Here is a 19113-nt window from a genome sequence, read left to right on the forward strand (position 1 = left end):
TTAGCGCATGGCCTCTGACCTGCGGAAACGCGCACAACGGCCCCGCCCCTGCGCCACGGGGGAAGCACACAGGCGGGGCCGCATCCTCGCGGCCGACCTTTCCAGCCGACAGCGAGGGGTCTAGGTGGCGAACCCTCGGGCGACTATCAGGGCGACCACGGCCACCCATGCAAGCCACCCGAGGTAGGCGACCGTCCACTTCACGAGGACACCGGTTGCCGAACTTGCCCACGGTGGCCGATCACCCGATGGGCCCGGAACAGCCGCAGTAGGCGCAACCCTTCCGAGGACGGGCCATCGGTCGCGCGCCATGCCTCGGCCTCGTTCCGCAAGTGCCGACACTGCACACACGTTGCCGGGTCCACCGGTCCGGGCCGCTCGATCTTGTACCGCTCGGGTACCTCGTCCAACCATCTGCGATCCATCACGCCCCCTCGCGCTGTCGGCAACGCTCACACGGGAACGGGCACGGGGGCGGATCACTGCCGGGCGGGAGATACACCACTCCCGAACGCGTATCCAGCGCGCCACCGTACTGACCCCACCAACCGGCTGGAGAATCCGCGTACGGGCTTCCGGGCCTATCTATGAGGCTTACCAACTCCGGGGGCGGGAGAGGCCGAGTACGGCGCTTCTGTGGCTTCGCTGGCAAATGCGTCATCGGTGCGCGTCCCCAAGGTGTCGGCGCAAGCGCACATTGCAGTCACTCACTGCGCTTGCGTCGCCATTCGCCTTTGCTCGGTCTCGGTCCTGCGCCACCTTGTCGCAGTGTGCGCACCCCGGTACCGGCTGCGGGTACGTCAGTGTCGCGGTGCTCTCCTGAGTGGTCATCGGTCCGCCGTTCCGTCCGTCGGCAATTCGGCGTCTAGCGTCCGGCTGCAATTGATCTCCGACTAGCGGCCACGTGTAGGCCAACTGTCGGCCAGACTGGACACATGGGGAGTGCAATCGGGGCCAACATCACGCAACAGCGGGAACGGCTCGGTTGGAGTCAGGCACGGCTAGCGCGGGAGGTTTGCCGGGCGGCCGGTGTGGTCGGTGATCCGGTCGGCCGTCAAGAGGTGAGCCGGTGGGAGACGGGGAAGCGCACGCCGCGCGAATGGTTGCCGTTCCTGGCCGCAGCGCTGGCCGTCCCCGTGGAAGTGCTCACAACGCCACAGACGGCCGCTGAACCGCCGTTGCCGACCCTGGCCGACTTCCTGCCCGCCGAGGACCCGCTAGAGCCGCTACAGGCCCGTACAGGGGGCCGCATTGGCGTATCCCAAGTGGCCGACTTGGCGCAGCGCGTGCATGGCCTACGGCTCGCGGACGACTTCCTGGCCGGTGGGGATCTCATGCGGCCCGCACTGCGAGAGCTTCGCAAGTCTGTACGAATGTTCCGTGAACACTCGTACACCGAAACCACCGGCCGCCAACTCCTCGTGCAGATTGGCGAGTTGGCCCAAATCGCCGGTTGGATTGCCTCGGACGCTGGCCAGCACGAGGAAGCCGAGAGGATTTACCGGCTCGGACTCAGCGCGGCGACGCAGGCCGAGGACCGCACCCTTGCCGGGAACCTTGCCGGATCGCTGGCCTACCAACTCAGCAACACAGGCAGGGAACTTGAAGGGATCACCCTTGCCCGCGCTGCGCTTGACGGGGCCGGGCCGGACGCACCGCCAAAGGCTCGCGCGCTGTACCTGGATCGGGTGGCTTGGGCACACACGAAAGCGGGCGGGGCCGAGAATGCGCAACACGCAATGCGTGCCCTCGGGGAAGCGAGCGAAGCGCTAAGCGCCGACAGCGAGGGAAGCGAGTCACCCGCCTATCTGTATTGGGTGGATGCCGGAGAATTGCAAGTGATGGAAGCGCGGGTATTCACGGAACTACGCCGACCCCTGCGCGCTGTTCCGATACTGCGTGACGTCCTCGGCCGGTATGACGCCACGCATACACGAGAGTTGGCCCTTTACCTGTCGTGGCTTGCCGTGGCTTATGCCGACGCGAACGAACCCGAGGAAGCGGCGGCCGTTGCCGAAAAGGTGCTCACACTGTCGGCCGACATTGCCAGCGAGAGAACAGCGGAACGGGGGCGGGTAGTCCTGGCCCGGCTCGCTGACTACGCCGACGTTCCCGAGGTTCGGGCCGTGCTGGATTCGGCCGCCTAGACCTAGGACGCCTTCAAATCGAAGGTACGGAAAACCGCAGGTGAGGTAGGGAACGCCGAACGCTCGACTCCCTCGACGGCGAGCAATCCGGCCTTTATTTCGAAGGCGGCCCCGGAAACGCAGAAAACCCCCGACAGCCGGGCGGGCCATCGGGGGTCATCCTAGGAACGTTCCTAGGTCACCAGACGCTAGGAAGCGTGAGCCAATCAGCAGCGCCACAGTCCACGCATTCGGGGCGGCGGAAGTCAGGTTCGTCTAGGTCGATCTCAAAGCAACTTAGGTCCCTCAGTCGGCCACAGTCGCGGCAACGTCGGCGGGCACCGTAGGGAATCTCAACCTGTACGAACATCAGCGCCGCTTGCCTAGGTTTCGTGGTCGGCCGTCTCGTGTCCGTGGCGGTCGCGGCAGCGAAACGAGTTGATCCCTTGTCGGCTTAGCTATCTCGCGCGACAGCGGGAATCGCCACGCCACAAGTCCCAGGATCATTCGGCTGTTCGTGCTGTCGATGTTCTCGGCCACGACATAGATGCGCGCCCCCTGTTCCTCGAAGTTGTCGAGCAGCAAGCCGACCTGCCCCATGCCTCGGCGCGAGAGTCGGGAAGTCTTGTAAACGTAGAGCGTTTTGGAGAGGCCGTTCTCAGCGATAGCCGCCGTGGCGTTTTCGAATTCCTCGCGGCGGACGTATGCCTTTGACGCGCTGCGCTGTTCGAACCACACGCGGCGAATCTTCTTTCCCTCGCTGCGGGCGTGTGCGCACATACGGCGGACCTGTTCACGCAGCGCGCTAAGTGAGTCCTTCTTCTTGCTGCGGCGGACGTACATTTCCGCAAGTTCGGCGGGAGTGCCTGCGGCCGGTTCCCAAAGGTCAAGCTCTTTGAGTTCGTCGTCCTCGAAACCGAGGGCCCGCAGTGCGGGAAGGTCTTCGCGTTCCATTTGGCGTCCGTTCAACGAAGTCGGGCCGCTGCGACTTGGGGTTTTTCTGTGTTTCACTCACACAGATCGCGCAGGTTAAGAACCCCAGGTCAGAGCGGTTATGGCTTCGTTGGTCCAAGCCTGTCCTTGGTGCTACGTCGGAAAGGCGTTTTCGACAAGGCGCTCGCAGGCTTCGCGAACCGTGATCAGGTCGAGGTGGTGCACCGCTCCTTCGAACTCGACCCACACCGGTCCAAGGACGACGTCGAGCCCGTGCTCGCCCTGCTCACCCGCAAGTACGGGATGAGCCAGGCACAGGCCGAGGCCGGTGAGGACCGTCTCGGCGCGCTGGCCGCCGCAGAGGGGCTGGAGTACCGGACCCGGGGCCGCGACCACGGCAACACCTTCGACATGCACCGGCTGCTGCACTTCGCCAAGACCCGTGGCCTGCAGGCCGCACTGCTGGACGTGCTGTACCGGGCGAACTTCGCCGAAGAGCGCTCCGTCTTCACCGAAGGTCCCGAGCGGCTGGTGGAGTTGGCCGCGAAGGCCGGCCTGAACGCCGAGGAGGCTCGCGCGGTGCTCGCCGACCCGGTGGCGTACGCCGACGAGGTCCGCGCCGACGAGGAGGAGGCCGCGCGGCTCGGCGCCACTGGCGTGCCGTTCTTCGTCCTCGACCGGACATACGGTGTGTCCGGTGCCCAGCCCGTCTCGGTCTTCACCCAGGCCCTCACTCAGGCATGGGCCGAGCACACGCCCCTGCGCCCGATCGACCAGGGACAGCAGGCGCAGGCATGCGGCCCGGACGGCTGCGCCGTGCCCCGCGACTGAGGACGTCGGCGCGGTCGCTCCCCCCGCACGGCGGTCACGCGCGCGGGCGGTCCGGACCACGCGCACACGGCCGTGCGGGCCCTCGGACAAGCAGTGGAAGCGCTCGACGACGACCGTGCCGGCATCGAGCCACCTGCGTATCCGTACGGGGGGACGGTGGACGCGGGCGAACTCCGTGTCACGGAATCCCGCGTCTCCACCGAAGTGCGTCGGCCGCTCGGAGCCGTGCCGCGCACGCGACGCCGGGGCGGTGCGAGACGGACCCGCCGGCCGGGTAGCGGGCAGGTCCGGGACGACGGCGGGTCCGCGTCCCGCACAGCTCCCCGTCGCCCCGAGACCGGCGGTATCGCCACGGGAACGCCTCACCCGGTTCGCCGAGCCCGGGCCCGCCGGCGCTGCGGCTGGAGGGGGCCGAGGACGGACGGCCGCACCGCCGCCTGGCCGGCCCCGTGCGACCGGAACAGCCGCTCGCGGCCGTCGCGGACGACGCGGTGCGGCTGCTCGGCTCGGCGGAGCGGGAGCTGATGCGGGAGTGCGAGGGGACGACCTGCGACATGGTCTACCTCGACACCTCCCGCGGCCGGCGGCGGCGCTGGTGCTCGGCCGCGGTGTGCGGCAACCGCCACCACGTCGCCGCCCACCGGGCACGCAAGGCCGGGCAGACCTGACCGGGCGGCGGGAGCCGGGTGCCGGCCGGTCCGCGTCCGGTCCGTGTCCGGCTCACGGCTTCCGGTCCTCGTCCGACTCGCGTCGCGCGTCCGGCCCGCCGTGCCGGCGGACGCCCGCCGTGCCGCAGGACGTCCGTCGTGCCGCGGGACGGCGGGCCGGAGCGGTGCCGGATCCGGGCCCGGCGGCCGCCGGCAGGACCGCCGGGACGTCCCGGACCCGGCCGGGATCACCGCACGGGGGTGAAGTCCCGTGCCCCGATGAACTCCGGCCGGCGCACCGGTGCCGCGAACGGCTCCACCGCCGCGTTCTCCACGCTGTTGAACACGATGAAGACGTTGCTGCGCGGGTACGGCGTGATGTTGTCGCCGCTGCCGTGCATGCAGTTGCAGTCGAACCAGGTCGCCGACCCCGGCTTGCCGGTGAACAGCCGGATGCCGTACTCGCTCGCCAGCCGCGTCAGCGCCTCGTCCGACGGTGTGCCCGCGTCCTGCATCTGCAGCGACTTCTTGTAGTTGTCCTTCGGAGTGGCGCCCGCGCAGCCCAGGAACGTCTTGTGCGACCCCGGCATGATCATCAGACCGCCGTTGGTGTCGAAGTTCTCGGTCAGCGCGATCGAGACGGACACCGTGCGCATCCGCGGCAGACCGTCCTCGGCGTGCCAGGTCTCGAAGTCCGAGTGCCAGTAGAACCCGCTGGCACCGAAGCCGGGCTTGACGTTGATCCGCGACTGGTGGACGTACACGTCCGAGCCGAGGATCTGACGGGCCCGGCCGACGACGCGCTCGTCGCGCACCAGGTTCGCGAACACCTCGCTGATCCGGTGCACCTCGAAGACCGAACGGATCTCGTCGGACTTCGGCTCGACGATGGACCGCTCGTCGGCGCGCACCGCCGGGTCGTTGATCAGCCGGTGCAGCTCCTGCTGGTAGACGGCGACCTCGTCCGGCGTGATGAGCTGGTCGATGGCGAGGAAGCCGTCACGCTCGTAGGACTGGAGGTCGGCCGGGCTGATCGGGCCGGGGGTGTCCGGTGTCCCCCAGACCACCGGGTCCTGCCGGGGCACCGTCACTTCGGTGGTGCCGCGGGTGGGGTACAGGTCGGTGACGGTCGTGGCCGTCATGGGTTCACACCTCCTCGGGCTCGGTGAGCAGCGGGTAGACGCCGTTCTCGTCGTGGTCCTCGCGCCCGGTCACCGGCGGGTTGAACACGCAGATGCAGTGGAAGTCCTCGTTGACCTTGACCGTGTGACGCTCGTGGCCGTCGAGGAGGTACATGGTGCCGGGCGTGATGTGGTACGTCTTGCCGGTCTCCCGGTCGGTCAGCTCCGCGTCGCCCTTCGTGCAGACCACGGCCTCGATGTGGTTGGCGTACCACATGTCGGTCACCGTGCCCGCGTACATGATCGTCTCGTGCAGGGAGAAGCCGACCTTCTCCTTGGCGAGGACGATGCGCTTGCTCTCCCAGGTGCCGCCCGCTGCTTTCACATGCCGGTCGGTGCCTTCGATCTCCTTGAACGAACGGACGATCACGGTGGAACGTGCCTCCTTGTGCGGATGTGCGTAGTGCGTACGGGTGGTGCGGTGGCCGCCCGGGCGCGGGCGGCCGTGCGGAGCCCCGTGCGGGGCCCCGCGGTCTCAGGCGGTCTCGCGGACCGCGCGGGCGAGGACACGCATGCCCTCGTCCAGCTCCTGGGGGGTGGTGGTCAGGGGCGGCAGCAGCTTGACGACCTCGCTCTGCGGGCCGGAGGTCTCCACCAGCAGCCCGAGGTCGAAGGCGCGCCGGGCGACGCGGGCGGCTCGGGTGGTGTCGTGGAACTCCAGTCCCCACACCAGGCCGCGGCCCCGGTACTCCTTGACGTCGGCGAGGTTCTCCTCGGTGATGGAGATCAGCCACTGCTCGACCTGCTCGCCGCGGGTGCGGGTCTGCTTCTCCATCGCCGCGGCGTCCGTCCAGTACGTCTCCAGAGCGGCGGTGGCGGTGACGAAGGCCGGGTTGTTGCCGCGGAAGGTGCCGTTGTGCTCGCCCGGCTCCCAGATGTCCAGCTCCGGCTTGAACAGGCACAGCGCCATCGGCAGCCCGTACCCGCTGATCGACTTCGACACGGTCACGATGTCGGGCACGATCCCGGCCTCCTCGAACGAGAAGAACGCGCCGGTACGGCCGCAGCCCATCTGGATGTCGTCGACGATCAGCAGCATGTCCTGGCGGTCGCACAGCTCCCGCAGCGCGCGCAGCCACTCGGGCCGGGCGACGTTGATGCCGCCCTCGCCCTGCACCGTCTCCACGATGACGGCCGCCGGGTGATTGAGGCCGGAGCCCTGGTCCTGCAGCAGCCGCTCGAACCACAGGAAGTCCGGGACCTTGCCGTCCAGGTAGCGGTCGAAGGGCATCGGGGTGCCGTGCACCAGCGGAACGCCGGCGCCGGCCCGTTTGAAGGCGTTGCCGGTGACCGCCAGCGAGCCCAGCGACATGCCGTGGAAGGCGTTGGTGAACGACACGATGGACTCGCGGCCCTTGACCTTCCGGGCCAGCTTCAGCGCCGTCTCCACGGCGTTGGTGCCCGTCGGACCCGGGAACATCACCTTGTACGGCAGATCCCGCGGGCGCAGCACCAGGTCGTGGAAGGTCTGCAGGAAAGTGCGTTTGGCGACGGTGGACATGTCCAGGCCGTGCGTGATGCCGTCCCGCTCCAGGTAGTCGAGCAACGCCCGTTTCAGCACGGGGTTGTTGTGGCCGTAGTTGAGCGAGCCGGCCCCGGCGAAGAAGTCGAGGTACTCGTGGCCGTCCTCGTCGTACAGACGGCTGCCGCGGGCGTGGTCGAAGACGGTGGGCCAGCCGCGGCAGTAGCTGCGCACCTCGGACTCCAGGGTCTCGAAGACGCTCAGGTCCGGCTGGGTGATGGTCACGACGAATCGCTCCTCGGTGGAGGGATGGGAAGGAAGGCGGGCGGGGCGGGACGGCGGCTCGGGGCCCGCGCGGCCACGGGCGGTGCCGGCCGTCCCGGAAGAGGAAGGGGCGCCGCGGAGGAAGGGGCGGCCGCGGCTCAGCGGGTGAGCGGGCCGATGCGGTGCAGCACCTCGGGGTCGTGCGGGCCGTCCGGGAACTGCTCGGCCGCGAACAGGACCTCGCGCTCCAGTCCGGCGCCGTGCCGGGCGGCGAACGAGGCGAACAGCCGCTCGGAGGCGGTGTTGCCCGGGGTGATGGTGGTCTCCAGCGTCGTCAGGCCGCGCTCGCCGGCGACCCGGGCGGCCAGGGCGTCCAGCATGCGCGAGGCCAGGCCGCGGCCGCGGTGGGAGGCCGCGACCGCGACCTGCCACACCAGCAGGGTGCGGGGGCGGTCGGGCCGCACATAACCGGTGACGAACCCGACGACCTCGCCGGCGGCGTCCCGGGCGACGACGGAGGTCGCGGCGAAGTCGCGGCACCAGAGCAGATAGCTGTACGACGAGTTCACGTCCAGCGTCCCGGAGTCCTTCGCCAGCCGCCACAGCGCGGCACCGTCGGCGACGGCGGGACGGTCGACGGACACGTCGTCCGGGATTTCCGAAAGTTCGGTTCGCAGGTCTGCTTGTGCGGCAGTCATGCGAAATGAACTTACCGAGGTGAATTCGAGATTGCATCGTCCCGCGGTCTTGGGTGGATCCGTGAAATGTGTTATCGCGCGGGCGCACGGACGCGCGAAGGGGCGGCAGGACGTGCAGGTATGTCCGTCAATGACCGGACGAATCGGGCGTGTTTGTGGTATGCGTCACAGTGATTCGCCAGTGATGTGCGCCACTCGATCCCACCCTGAATTGTGTGCAGATTGTTTGCTGAATCTCTGCGTTTAGGGTCGAGGAAACCGGGCAGAAGAAGGCGGGAAGCTACCCCGGGAAGCCGCCTGAATTGAATTCTCGAATCGTCGTGCTTTTGTGTCCGGGCCGTCCCGCCGGTGCCCTGGAATACGCACGGAGGTCCGGGGGCGGTGCGGCGGCCGTGTGCGCGCGGTCGACCGTGTGCCGACTGTCTGCGTGCGGGTCGGCCGTGGGGGCCGTCGCCGACGACAAGGTGCCGTTCCGGCCGACGGCGACGGACGCGGGGTGCGGCGGCACTCCCGGGCAACGACAGGAAACGACAGGAAGAGACAGGACCCCGGCGGGGCAGTGTCCGGGCAGCGACAGGCCCCCGGGTGCCTGTGAGCACCCGGGGGCCGTCGAACCGTGCGTCGGGAGCGGGCCGTACGCCCCCGTCCGGCTACTTCTCCCAGACCTCGGCGACGGCCCGGCGCGCGGAGTCCACGTCCGGCGTCGCGCCGTGGTCGGCCAGAGCCGTGCCCAGGGCGGTCAGGCAGGACTCGACCACCTCCGGCCTCGCGTCCGGACCGTAGTGGTTGACCCGGATCATCTCCGTGGCCAGCGCGCCACCGCCCGCCGCCAGCGGAAGACCGGCGTCCGTCTTCAGGGCGCGGGCCACCAGGTCCGAGGCGGCGATGCCCTCGGGCGCGCGCAGCGTGGTCGCCACCGGGGCGGCCGCCGCGTCCTCGCGCACGTACGGCTCCAGGCCGCCGCCCAGCGCCCGCACACCCGCCCGGGTCGCCGCGGCCGCCTTCCGGTGACGGGCCATCACCGTCTCCAGACCGTCCGCCTCGATCCGCTCGATGCAGGCCTCCAGGGCGAGCATCTCCAGCTGGGCCGGAGCGTGCAGCAGCGCGGTGCGGCCGCCGTCGATCCAGCGTTCCTTCCAGTCCAGCAGCGACAGGTAGGAGCGGCGCGGGGCGTGCGGGTTGGCCGCCATCCGCGCCCAGGCGCGTTCGCTGACCGACACCGCCGACACCCCGGCCGGCCCGCCCATGGCCTTCTGCGCGCCGATCACGCACAGGTCCACGCCCCACGCGTCCGGCAGCACCGGCTCCGCGCCGATCGCGGCGACCGCGTCCAGGTAGAACAGGGCACCCTGCTCCCGCACCACCTCGCCTATCTCCGCGACCGGGTTGGTGTTGCCGGTCGCCGCCTCGGCGTGCACCAGCGACACGAAGTCGATCTCCGGGTGCTGCGCGAAGACCGCGCGGACCTGGTCCGCGGTGACCGCCGCGTGGTACGGCACCGACAGGTCGTACACCGTCGCGCCGCAGTCCCGCAGCCAGGTGCCGAAGGTCTGCCCGTACGGGCCGGTGATGACGTTCAGCGCGGTCGTGCCCGGACCGGCCGCCGCACGGATCGCGCCCTCCAGCGGCAGCAACGCCTCACCCTGCATGATCACGACGTCCTGCTCGGTGCCGAGCAGCCGCGCCACCCGGTCCTCGATCGAGGCGAAGCGGGCGGCGCTCAGCGGGGCGAGGTCCAGAAAGGGGTGCGTCACGACGGTGCTCTCTTCTCCTTCGGGCCGGCTCGTCTCCCGCCGGCGCGAGTCCGACGGCATCGAGCGTATCCGGCACCCTCCGCCCGCCCCGCACCGGAGCGGAACGGGCCCCTGGTCGCACGGCCGTGCGCTGTCTAGGGTGCGGTACATGAGCGATCAAGCGGTGCTGCACGTGAAGGGGCGGGTGCTCGCCGGCCCGCAGGACGACCAGGTCCACGACGAGCTGTGGGTGGTCGACGGCCGGATCACCTACGACCGCCCGGCCGGTGCCGGGGACGTGACGACCGTCGAGGGCTGGGTGCTGCCCGGCCTGGTCGACGCGCACTGCCACGTCGGCCTGGACGCGCACGGCGCGGTCCCCGACGAGGTCTGTGAGAAGCAGGCGCTGACCGACCGCGACGCCGGCGCCCTGCTGCTCCGCGACGCGGGCTCGCCCTCCGACACCCGCTGGATCGACGACCGCGACGACCTGCCGAAGATCATCCGGGCCGGTCGGCACATCGCCCGCACCCGCCGCTACATCCGCAACTACGCCCACGAGATCGAACCCGAGGACCTGGTGGCCCACGTCGCCCGGGAGGCCCGGCGCGGCGACGGCTGGGTCAAGCTCGTCGGCGACTGGATCGACCGCGGCCTGGGCGACCTGGCGCCCTGCTGGCCGCGCGAGGCGGCCGAGGCGGCGATCGCCGAGGCCCACCGCCTCGGCGCCCGCGTCACCGCGCACTGCTTCGCCGAGGACTCGCTGCGCGACCTGGTGGAGGCGGGCATCGACTGCATCGAGCACGCCACCGGCCTGACCGAGGACCTGATCCCGCTGTTCGCCGAACGCGGCGTCGCGATCGTGCCCACCCTGATCAACATCGCCACCTTCCCCGACCTCGCGGCCGGCGGCGAGGCGAAGTACCCGCGCTGGTCGGCCCACATGCGCCGGCTCCACGAGCGCCGCTACGACACCGTCCGCGCCGCCCATGACGCCGGGGTGCCGGTGTACGTGGGCACCGACGCGGGCGGCAGCCTCGCGCACGGCCTGGTCGCCGCCGAGGTCGCGGAACTGGTCACCGCGGGCATCCCGCCCGTCGAGGCGCTGTCGGCCACCACCTGGGCGGCCCGCAGCTGGCTCGGACGTCCCGGACTCGAGGAGGGCGCCCCCGCGGACCTCGTCGTCTACGAGGCCGACCCGCGCGCGGACGTCCGGGTCCTGGCCGCACCGCACCGGGTGGTGCTCAACGGGCGGGTCGTCTCGTAGCGGAGGACGGGCGGGGCGTCTCCCCAGTGCGCAGCGCACGGGGCGTCGTCTCCTGGTGCACGGGCGGGGCGTGCGCAGCGCCCTGCGGCGCGCGATGCGGCGTGCACCCACGGGAGGGCCCCCACGGGAGGGCAACCCATGGGCGGGGATCGCCGGGAATCGCGGGGAACATACGTTCCGAACGGCATCGAAACGCGGCACCGAAACCCCTCGAAGGGGTGAAGTGCCCTCGCTTCGCTGACAGTTCGCTGCCGGTGTCGTCACTCTTGCGGGGTCCCGAGCATTCGTTCCTGGGGGTCCCACACCGTGAACCGCCGTACGTCCCGCCTGCCCGCACACCGTCTCGCGGCCGTCGCCACGGCCACCGCCCTCGCCGCCGGGCCCGTGGCCCTGACCGGCGCGGGCCCCGCCCACGCCACCGAGGACCACGGCCGGGCGAGCGCCTCCGTGCTGCGCACCGACCTCGACGTGTCCCTGCTCGACAAGACGGTCGACGTCCCGCTCACCGTCTCCCTCGACGAGGTCCGGGCGCCGGAGAGCGCCGACCGGACGGCCCTGACCGCCCGCCTCGACGGCGTCGACGGCGGCAAGCCGTTCAGCGTGCTGCGCGCCGACGTGGCCCGGTCGGCCGCGACGACGTCGAAGGACACGGCCGAGGGCAGCGTGGAGCTGGCCCACGCCCGAGTCCACGTCCCCGGCCTGCCCGCACTGTCCCTGATCGAACTCGGCCAGGTCACCTCCCGCGCGACCTGCGAGGCGGGCAAGGCCCCGGTGGCGACGAGCAACGTCCTGGGCGCGGTGACCGTCCTCGGCAAGAAGGTCACGCTCACCGCCGGCGGCACGACCGAGGTCACCGTCCCCGGCGTCGGCGAGGTCCGCCTGGACCTCTCCCGTCGCGAGACCACCTCCCGCACGGCCGCGGCCACGGCGCTCGAACTGACCGTGTCCGTGAACCCGTTGGAGCTGAATGTCGCCCAGGTCGAGGGCACCGTCACCCTGGCCAAGGCCACCTGCGAGTCCCCGGCTGCCCCGGCCCGCGACGAAGAGCCCGCGGCAACCCCCACCCCCGCCCCCGCCCAGGCGGACGGCGTCAGGACCCAGGGCACCCGCGCCGCCGAGCCCGACCTGGCGGAGACCGGCGGCAGTTCCCTGACCCCGTACCTGGCGGGAGGCGCGGCCGTCCTGCTCGCGGCGGGCGGTGGCGCACTCGTGGTGGCCCGCAGGCGCAGGAACTGACCGGTCGACGCACAGCGCCGGGCGGGCCCGGGGCGGTGTCCGGACGGATCGACCACCACGGTGGGCGCGGACTGTCCTTCAGGGAACCCGCCGGGCACGGCAGGGGGATCCTCACGCCGCCCCACGGCAGCGACCTGCGGGAAACGGCCACGTCCCAGGAGGCGGCCGTCCGGGGGCGGGCCGGGGCATCACCGGCCCGCCCCGCGTCGTCATCCGCGGCCTGCCCCCGCGTCGTCACCCACGGCCCGTACCGCGGTCCGCCCGAAAGCCGAGCCCAGCGCGCTCCCCAGCGCGGCCAGGAACCCGTCCACCGTCTCCCGGTCCCGTACCGCGATCCGCAGCCAGTCGGGGCCCAGGCCGGGGAAGGTGTCCCCGCGCCGGACGGCGTACCCCAGGTCGCGCAGGCGGCGCCGCACCTCCGCCCCGTCGGGCACCCGGGCCAGGACGAACGGGCCCTCGGGCGGCTCGACCACCCGGATCCCGTGGGCGGCGAGCCCGGCCACCAGGTGGGCGCGGTCCGCCGTGATCCGGTCGGCCGCCTGTTCCGTCTCGGCCAGGGCCCGCGCGCTCATGCACGCCCGAGCCGCCGTCAGGGCCGGCGAGGACACCGGCCACAACGGCTGCGCCCGCTGCAGGGCGGCGACGGTGCCGGGGCAGGACAGGACGTAACCGATGCGCAGACCGGCAAGACCCCAGGTCTTCGTCAGACTGCGCAGCACCACCAGGCCGGGCACGTCCGTCCGCCCGGCCAGGGACTCCCGCTCGCCGGGGACCGCGTCCATGAAGGCCTCGTCGACCACCAGGGTCCGGCCCGGCCGCGCGAGCCGGGTGATGGTCCGGGCCGGGTGCAGCACCGACGTCGGGTTGGTCGGGTTGCCGATCACCACCAGGTCCGCGTCCTCGGGGACGGCCGCCGGGTCGAGCCGGAATCCGTCCTCGGGGCGCAGCAGCACCCGGTCCACCGTGTGGCCCGCGTCCCGCAGCGCGGCCTCCGGCTCGGTGAACTGCGGGTGCACCACGACCGGCCGGCGCACCGTCAGTGCGCGCGCCAGCAGGACGAACGCCTCCGCCGCGCCCGCCGTCAGCAGCACCCGCTGCGCCGGCAGCCCGTGCCGTGCCGCGACCGCCGCCTGCGCCTGCCGTCCGTCCGGGTAGGCCGCGAGGGACGTCAGCGAGGCCGCGATCTCCTCCCGCAGCCAGTCCGGCGGCGTGTGGGCGCGGACGTTGACGGCGAGGTCGACCAGCGCCGCCCCGTCGTCGCGCACCTCCGCGTCCCCGTGGTGCCGCAGATCCGGACCCAAGTCGGCAGCGCGCAGGGTCGATTCCTCGGTGTGCATGGCTGTGCCCTCAGTGCGCATGGCTGTGCGAGTGCTCCCCGTGGTGGTGATGCCCGTGACTGTGGCCGTGACCGTGGCCGTGGTGGCCGTCGTCGTCCGGGTGGAAGTGCGGCTGCTGCGGCAGGCCCACCTTGTCCTCGAAGCCGGGCAGCGCGATGCGGTACACGCAGGCGTCGCAGTTCATCCGCAGATCGCCCTCGACCGCTTCCTCGTACCGCTCCAGCACCAGGTCCAGCAGCTCCGGCTCGGGGCCGATGACGTCCGCGGTCCGCACGTCCAGGCCGGGGTGCGCGGCGGCCCAGTCCCGGGCCTGCTGCTTGACCCGGTCCGGCAGCACTCCGGTGAACAGGAAGTAGGGCAGCACGACGATCCGGCGGGCGCCCAGCCGAGCGCACCGGTGAAGGCCGCTGGGCACATCGGGCGCGGCCAGCGACACGAACGCGGTCTCCACGTTCGCCAGGCCGCGTCCCTCCCACAGCAGGCGGGCCGCCTTGAAGACCTCCGCGTTGGCGTCCGGGTCGGTCGAGCCGCGCCCGACCAGCAGCACGGTCACGTCCGAACGGTCCTCGCCGGTGCCGGCCAGCGCCTCCTCCAGGCGCCGCTCGAGCACCCGCAGCAGGGCGGGGTGCGGGCCCAGCGGACGGCCGTAGGTGTACGAGATCCCCGGGTGCCGTGCCTTCTCGCGGGCCAGCGCCGCCGGGATGTCGCCCTTGGCGTGCCCGGCGGACACCAGCATCAGCGGCACGGCCGCGAAGCGGCGCACCCCGCGTTCGACCAGCTCGGTGACGGCCTCGCCCAGCGGCGGCGGGGACAGCTCGATGAAACCGCCCGCGACGGCCAGGTCCGGACGGCGCCGCCCCAGCCGCCGCACGAAGTCGCGGAACGCCTCGGCTCCGGCGTCGTCCCGGGTGCCGTGGCCGGCGATGAGCAGGGCGGGCGGCGTCGGGGTGGTCACAGGGTCTCCTCGGACGTGTCGGCGGGAACAGGGTGGTACAGCAGGGCGTTCAGTGCGGCCGCGGCGACCGCGGAACCGCCCTTCTCGGACACGTTGCTCACGGCGGGCAGCCCGCTCGCGCGCAGCGCGGCCTTGGACTCGGCCGCCCCGACGAAACCGACGGGCAGGCCGATGACGAGCGCGGGGGAGGCGTCCAGGGTCAGCAGCTCCTCCAGGGCGGTCGGCGCGCAGCCGATCACCCACAGCGCACCGGGCCCCACCTGCTCGTGGGCGAGGCGGACCGCGTGCGCGGAACGGGTCAGGCCCGGCCGTGAGCGGGCGTCCTTGAGCCGGCACACGGTCTCGCGGCGGGTGATGCCGGCCGCGACCATCTCCACGTCCACGACGACCGGCGCGCCCGCGTGCAGCGCCGCATGGGCCGCGACGAGGTCGTCCTCGTCCATGACGAGGTCGTCGGCGTAGGCGAGGTCGGCGGAGGAGTGGACGACCCGCTCGACCACGGCCCGGGTCAGCGGCGGCAGGTGCGAGGTGTCCAGGCGGGCGCGCAGCCGTCGGTAGGACTCCTGCTCGATGGGGTGGATCACGCGGTCCACTCGGCCTCCTCGGGGCGGGTGTCCTGCCAGCGATAGCCGCGCGGGGTCACCATGCGGCCCGCGATCGTGCGGGTCGCGGTGTTGCCCACCGTCACGACCGTCATCATGTCGACCGTCGCCGGGTCCAGCTCCGCCAGCGTCGTGATCCGGCTGGACTCGCCGGGACGGGAGGCGTTGCGCACCACACCGACCGGTGTCGTCGGCGACCGGTGCTCGGCGAGGAGCGCCAGCGCCTTCGGCAGCTGCCAGTCACGGCCCCGCGAGCGCGGGTTGTAGAACGTGACCACGAGATCCGCCTCGGCGGCCGCCCGCACCCGGCGTTCGATGACCTCCCACGGCGTGTGCAGGTCGGACAGGCTGATCGACACATGGTCGTGGCCCAGCGGCGCCCCGAGGATCGCCCCGGCCGCGAGCGCCGCCGTCACCCCGGGCACCCCGACGACGTCGATGTCGTCGCCGGCCTCGGCGAGCGCGGGGGACGCCATCGCGTACACGCCGGCGTCGCCGCTGCCGATCAGCGCGACCGCGTGCCCGCGCCGGGCCTCGGCCACCGCGGTGCGCGCCCGTTCCTCCTCCGCGCCGAGCCCGGACTCCAGCACGCGGGTGCCGGGCCGCAGCAGGTCGCGGATCCGGTCGACGTACTGGTCCAGGCCCACCAGCACCGAGGCGCGCCGCAGTTCGGCCTTCGCGCGCGGGGTCAGCAGGTCGCGGGCGCCCGGCCCCAGCCCGATCACCGCGAGCCGCCCCCGCGGGGGCCGGCGGACGACCGCACAGGTCGCCATCGACGGACGGCCGTCCGCCCGCCGCGACTTCCGCTTCGGCACGAGGAGGTCGCCTCCGCCGGCCAGCGCGGCGGCCTCCGCGACCGACGGGGTGCCGACGGCGTCCAGCGGCGCCCTGGACGGGTGGGGCACCGGCACCGCGGCCAGCTGCTGCGCGGGGTACGTCAGCAGCGGCACCCCCAGCTGCTCGGCCGCCGCGACCACGCCGGGCTCGTCCGCCTTGGCGTCCACCGTGGCCAGCGCCGCCACGGACCGCGCGGACAGGCCCGCCTCGCCCAGCGCCTGTTCGACCAGGCCCCGCACCTCCTCGGCGGGCACGCCCCGGGAGGCACCGACCCCGACCACCAGGGTCGGCGGACGCAGCACCACCTCGCCCTCGCCGGGGATGACCGCCCGGTCCGTCACCCGCACCGTGTACGCAGCCGCCGTCCCGGGAGCCGCGACCGGCAGCGGCGGCAGCGGCCACACCACCTCGGCCGCCAGGGCCACCGACTCCCCGTCCAGCAGGGCCCGGGACACCCCGGCCACGTCGCCCTCCACCGGCAGCCCCAGCGTGTCCAGGCCGGCCATCCCCACGGCGTCCGTCGCCGTGGTCACCACCGGCTGGGCGCCCAGCAGCTCACCGATCTCACGCGCCAGCGCGTTGGCGCCGCCGGCGTGCCCGCCGGTCAGCGCCACCGCGAACCGGCCGGCCTCGTCGACGCACACCACACCCGGGTCGGCCCGCTTGTCGCCGAGCAGCGGCGCGAGCAGCCGCACGGTCGCCCCGGTCGCCAGGAAGCACACCAGCTGCGTGCACTCGGCGAACGCCGCACGCACCGCCTCGCCCACGGGCCCGTCGTACACCCGGGTGCGGTCCGGCCATGCGGCCGCCACCCGGTCCCGCGCAGCCGCGCCCGCCGCGGTCGCGGAGATCAGGCCGATCACTGAACCACTCCTTCGCTCGACGCCGCGGGACGCTCGCCCCACAGCAGGAACACGGGATTGGCCGCCGCCAGCCGGGTCACGTCCCCCGGCAGCGGCGCGAGCCGGGAGGAGTGCAGCAGCACCCCGTCGCAGACGAACCCGGCCTCGGTGAGCGCGGCCCGGGCCACCGGCACCCGGTCCAGGGCGGCCAGGGCGACCACCACGGTGCGCCGGGCGCGCCGCGCGCACGCGGCGACCACCGCGGGCAGCTCCCGCCCCCCGCCGCCGACGAACACCGCGTCCGGGTCGTCCCGCAGACCGGCGAGCGCCTCGGGCGCCCGGCCGGGCACCACCGCCACGTCCACGCCGTGCGCGGCCGCATTGGCCCGCACCCGGGCGGCACCGTCCGCGTCCTTCTCCACGGCGACCACGGCCGCACCCAGCCGGGCGCACTCCACGGCCACCGACCCCGATCCGGCGCCCACGTCCCAGACCAGGTCGCCCAGCCGCGGCCCGAGCCGGGCCAGGGCCAGCGCCCGCACCTCGAACTTGGTGATCATCGAGTCGCGGTGCGCGAAGGCCTCCTCCGGCAGCGCCCAGCCCGCCGGAGGAGGCGCCGCACCGGCCACCGTCCGCACGCCGCCGAGGGTGCGGGCCGGGTCCAGGCACAGCACCACGTTCACCGCGCCGCCCCAGTCACGGGCGGCGGCCTCGGCGGGCGTGACCCGTTCGACGCGCTCCCGGCCCGGCTCGCCCAGCGCGGAGGCGACCACCAGGATCCGCTCCCCGCACACCGGATCGGCCAGGGCGGCCCCCAGTTCGGCGGGACCGGCCCCCGGCCCGGTCAGCACGGCCACCTTGGGCCGGGCCCGGCACACGCTGACCGCCCGCCGCAGCCCGCGCCCGTGCGCGCTGACCACGACCGCGTCGTCCCAGGGCAGCGCGATCCGGGCGAACGCGGCGGCCACCGAGGACACCCCGGGCCGCACATGGAGCCGCTCCGGCCCGAACCGTTCGGCCAGCGCCCGCACGATCCCGAAGAACCCCGGATCCCCCGAGGCCAGCACCACCACCCGCCGCTCCGCGGCGACGTGCTCCGCGACGACGTCGAGGGCCGGCGCCAGCGGACCGAGCACCACCCGCCGGGCCGTCTCGGGAAGCGGCGCGGCGTCCAGATGACGCCGGGCGCCCACGACCAGCTCGGCCCCTGCCAGCACCCCGGTGTCGTACGGGCCGCCGGTGCCGGTGCCGACGACGGTGATCGCCGCGGTCACGGCCGCGCGCCCCGGGACCGCAGGGCCTTGCGGGCCTCCGGGTCGGCCTTGCGGTAGCCGTGGAAGTGACCCGGGTGGTACAGGTGCGAGCGGGTGCCGTGCGCGTCGAGCGCCGGACCGATGAGGAACAGGGTGTGCTTCCAGAGCTTGTGCTCCTTGACCGTCTGCTCCAGCGTGCCGACCGTGCACCGGACGATCAGCTCCTCCGGCCAGGTCGCCTGGTGGGCCACCACGACCGGGGTGTCCTCGTGGTAGCCGCCCTCCAGCAGCTCGCTCCTCAGCCGGCCGCTGCGCGCCGCCGACAGGAAGACCGCCATCGTGGTGCCGTGCCGGGCGAAGGCGCGGACCTCCTCGCCGGGCGGCATCGGCGTCTTGCCGCCGCCCAGCCGGGTCAGGATCACCGACTGCGCCACCTCGGGGATCGTCAGCTCGCGCTGCGCCAGTGCGGCCACCGCCGAGAACGACGACACCCCGGGCACCACCTCGGTGGCGATCCCGATGCGGGCGCACTGGTCCAGCTGCTCCTGGGTGCCGCCCCACAGTGCCGGGTCGCCGGAGTGGACACGGGCCACCTTCAGGCCCTCGGCGTGCGCCCGCTCGTACACGGCGACGACGTCCTCCAGGGACAGGGACGCCGAGTCCAGGATCTCCGCGTCCTCGCGGGCGTGGGTGAGCACCTCGGCCTGGACCAGGCTCGCGGCCCAGATCACCACGTCGGCCTCGGCGATCGCGCGGGCGGCGCGGAACGTCAGCAGGTCGGCGGCGCCGGGCCCGGCACCGACGAAGGTCACCTTGCCGGTGGGGGCAGCGGACATGGATCGGTTCCTCTCAGCAGAATGCCGTTTCGGCGGAATGTCGGGGAATGTCACGGTCTGGGGTGGCCGGGGG

The 19113-nt window shown here is 72.7% G+C and carries 16 protein-coding genes and 1 pseudogene; 5 read left to right on the forward strand and 12 right to left on the reverse strand.

From position 1 onward, the window contains the following. The first annotated feature begins 935 nt into the window (after window positions 1–935). Window positions 936–2147: a helix-turn-helix transcriptional regulator gene (locus OG899_RS20815; RefSeq protein ID WP_189428341.1), complete on the forward strand. Its 1212-nt coding sequence runs from the start codon at window positions 936–938 to the stop codon at window positions 2145–2147. 348 nt (window positions 2148–2495) lie between these two features. On the opposite strand, the gene OG899_RS20820 is transcribed toward OG899_RS20815, so the two are convergent. Then, complete coding sequence (locus tag OG899_RS20820; protein WP_189428343.1) at window positions 2496–3080, reverse strand: recombinase family protein; 585 nt, start codon at window positions 3078–3080, stop codon at window positions 2496–2498. A gap of 100 nt (window positions 3081–3180) precedes the next feature. On the opposite strand from OG899_RS20820, the pseudogene OG899_RS20825 reads away from it, so the two are divergent. Both OG899_RS20825 and OG899_RS20830 read left to right on the forward strand, forming a co-directional pair. Then, window positions 3181–3890, forward strand: a pseudogene (locus OG899_RS20825) (DsbA family oxidoreductase). A gap of 449 nt (window positions 3891–4339) precedes the next feature. Further along, window positions 4340–4558: a CGNR zinc finger domain-containing protein gene (locus OG899_RS20830; RefSeq protein ID WP_373296097.1), complete on the forward strand. Its 219-nt coding sequence runs from the start codon at window positions 4340–4342 to the stop codon at window positions 4556–4558. A gap of 227 nt (window positions 4559–4785) precedes the next feature. Here OG899_RS20830 and thpD read toward each other — a convergent pair whose 3' ends face one another. From thpD to OG899_RS20855, 5 genes are all read right to left on the reverse strand, one after another. Beyond that, window positions 4786–5679 carry an ectoine hydroxylase gene (gene thpD / locus OG899_RS20835; RefSeq protein ID WP_125497487.1) on the reverse strand — a complete coding sequence of 298 codons (894 nt, stop codon included), beginning with the start codon at window positions 5677–5679 and terminating at the stop codon, window positions 4786–4788. A 4-nt stretch (window positions 5680–5683) separates the two neighbouring features. Next, window positions 5684–6088: an ectoine synthase gene (locus tag OG899_RS20840; protein WP_125497488.1), complete on the reverse strand. Its 405-nt coding sequence runs from the start codon at window positions 6086–6088 to the stop codon at window positions 5684–5686. A 105-nt stretch (window positions 6089–6193) separates the two neighbouring features. Then, entirely contained in the window at window positions 6194–7465 is a 1272-nt protein-coding gene (gene ectB / locus OG899_RS20845) for a diaminobutyrate--2-oxoglutarate transaminase (protein ID WP_125497489.1), read from the reverse strand. Window positions 7466–7602: 137 nt separating this feature from the next. After that, window positions 7603–8142, reverse strand: coding sequence for a diaminobutyrate acetyltransferase (gene ectA / locus OG899_RS20850; RefSeq protein ID WP_125497490.1), 540 nt, complete (start codon window positions 8140–8142; stop codon window positions 7603–7605). A 650-nt stretch (window positions 8143–8792) separates the two neighbouring features. Then, window positions 8793–9896: an alanine--glyoxylate aminotransferase family protein gene (locus OG899_RS20855; RefSeq protein ID WP_168131319.1), complete on the reverse strand. Its 1104-nt coding sequence runs from the start codon at window positions 9894–9896 to the stop codon at window positions 8793–8795. Window positions 9897–10044: 148 nt separating this feature from the next. Here OG899_RS20855 and OG899_RS20860 point away from each other — a divergent pair, with 148 nt between their 5' ends. Continuing rightward, the gene (locus OG899_RS20860; RefSeq protein WP_125497492.1) at window positions 10045–11142 is read left to right on the forward strand and encodes an amidohydrolase family protein; all 1098 of its coding nucleotides are present in this window, start codon (window positions 10045–10047) and stop codon (window positions 11140–11142) included. 306 nt (window positions 11143–11448) lie between these two features. Then, complete coding sequence (locus OG899_RS20865; RefSeq protein ID WP_168131318.1) at window positions 11449–12378, forward strand: SCO1860 family LAETG-anchored protein; 930 nt, start codon at window positions 11449–11451, stop codon at window positions 12376–12378. A 209-nt stretch (window positions 12379–12587) separates the two neighbouring features. Here OG899_RS20865 and cobC read toward each other — a convergent pair whose 3' ends face one another. The 6 genes from cobC to cobM are packed head-to-tail and all read right to left on the reverse strand — an operon-like array spanning window position 12588 to window position 19040. Beyond that, window positions 12588–13715, reverse strand: coding sequence for an Rv2231c family pyridoxal phosphate-dependent protein CobC (gene cobC / locus OG899_RS20870; RefSeq protein ID WP_168131317.1), 1128 nt, complete (start codon window positions 13713–13715; stop codon window positions 12588–12590). 10 nt (window positions 13716–13725) lie between these two features. Then, window positions 13726–14670 carry a sirohydrochlorin chelatase gene (locus OG899_RS20875; RefSeq protein WP_125500202.1) on the reverse strand — a complete coding sequence of 315 codons (945 nt, stop codon included), beginning with the start codon at window positions 14668–14670 and terminating at the stop codon, window positions 13726–13728. Beyond that, complete coding sequence (locus OG899_RS20880; protein WP_125500203.1) at window positions 14667–15263, reverse strand: precorrin-8X methylmutase; 597 nt, start codon at window positions 15261–15263, stop codon at window positions 14667–14669. Before OG899_RS20880 ends, OG899_RS20875 begins: the two co-directional genes overlap by 4 nt. Continuing rightward, complete coding sequence (gene cobJ, locus OG899_RS20885) at window positions 15251–16972, reverse strand: precorrin-3B C(17)-methyltransferase (protein ID WP_125500204.1); 1722 nt, start codon at window positions 16970–16972, stop codon at window positions 15251–15253. The genes OG899_RS20880 and cobJ overlap by 13 nt, the downstream gene beginning before the upstream one ends. Then, complete coding sequence (gene cbiE, locus OG899_RS20890) at window positions 16969–18225, reverse strand: precorrin-6y C5,15-methyltransferase (decarboxylating) subunit CbiE (protein ID WP_185867961.1); 1257 nt, start codon at window positions 18223–18225, stop codon at window positions 16969–16971. Before cbiE ends, cobJ begins: the two co-directional genes overlap by 4 nt. Further along, the gene (gene cobM, locus OG899_RS20895) at window positions 18222–19040 is read right to left on the reverse strand and encodes a precorrin-4 C(11)-methyltransferase (RefSeq protein ID WP_125500205.1); all 819 of its coding nucleotides are present in this window, start codon (window positions 19038–19040) and stop codon (window positions 18222–18224) included. The genes cbiE and cobM overlap by 4 nt, the downstream gene beginning before the upstream one ends. Window positions 19041–19113 lie beyond the last annotated feature (73 nt).

This window comes from Streptomyces thermoviolaceus (genome assembly GCF_045209695.1).
In the GTDB taxonomy this organism is placed as follows: domain Bacteria; phylum Actinomycetota; class Actinomycetes; order Streptomycetales; family Streptomycetaceae; genus Streptomyces; species Streptomyces thermoviolaceus.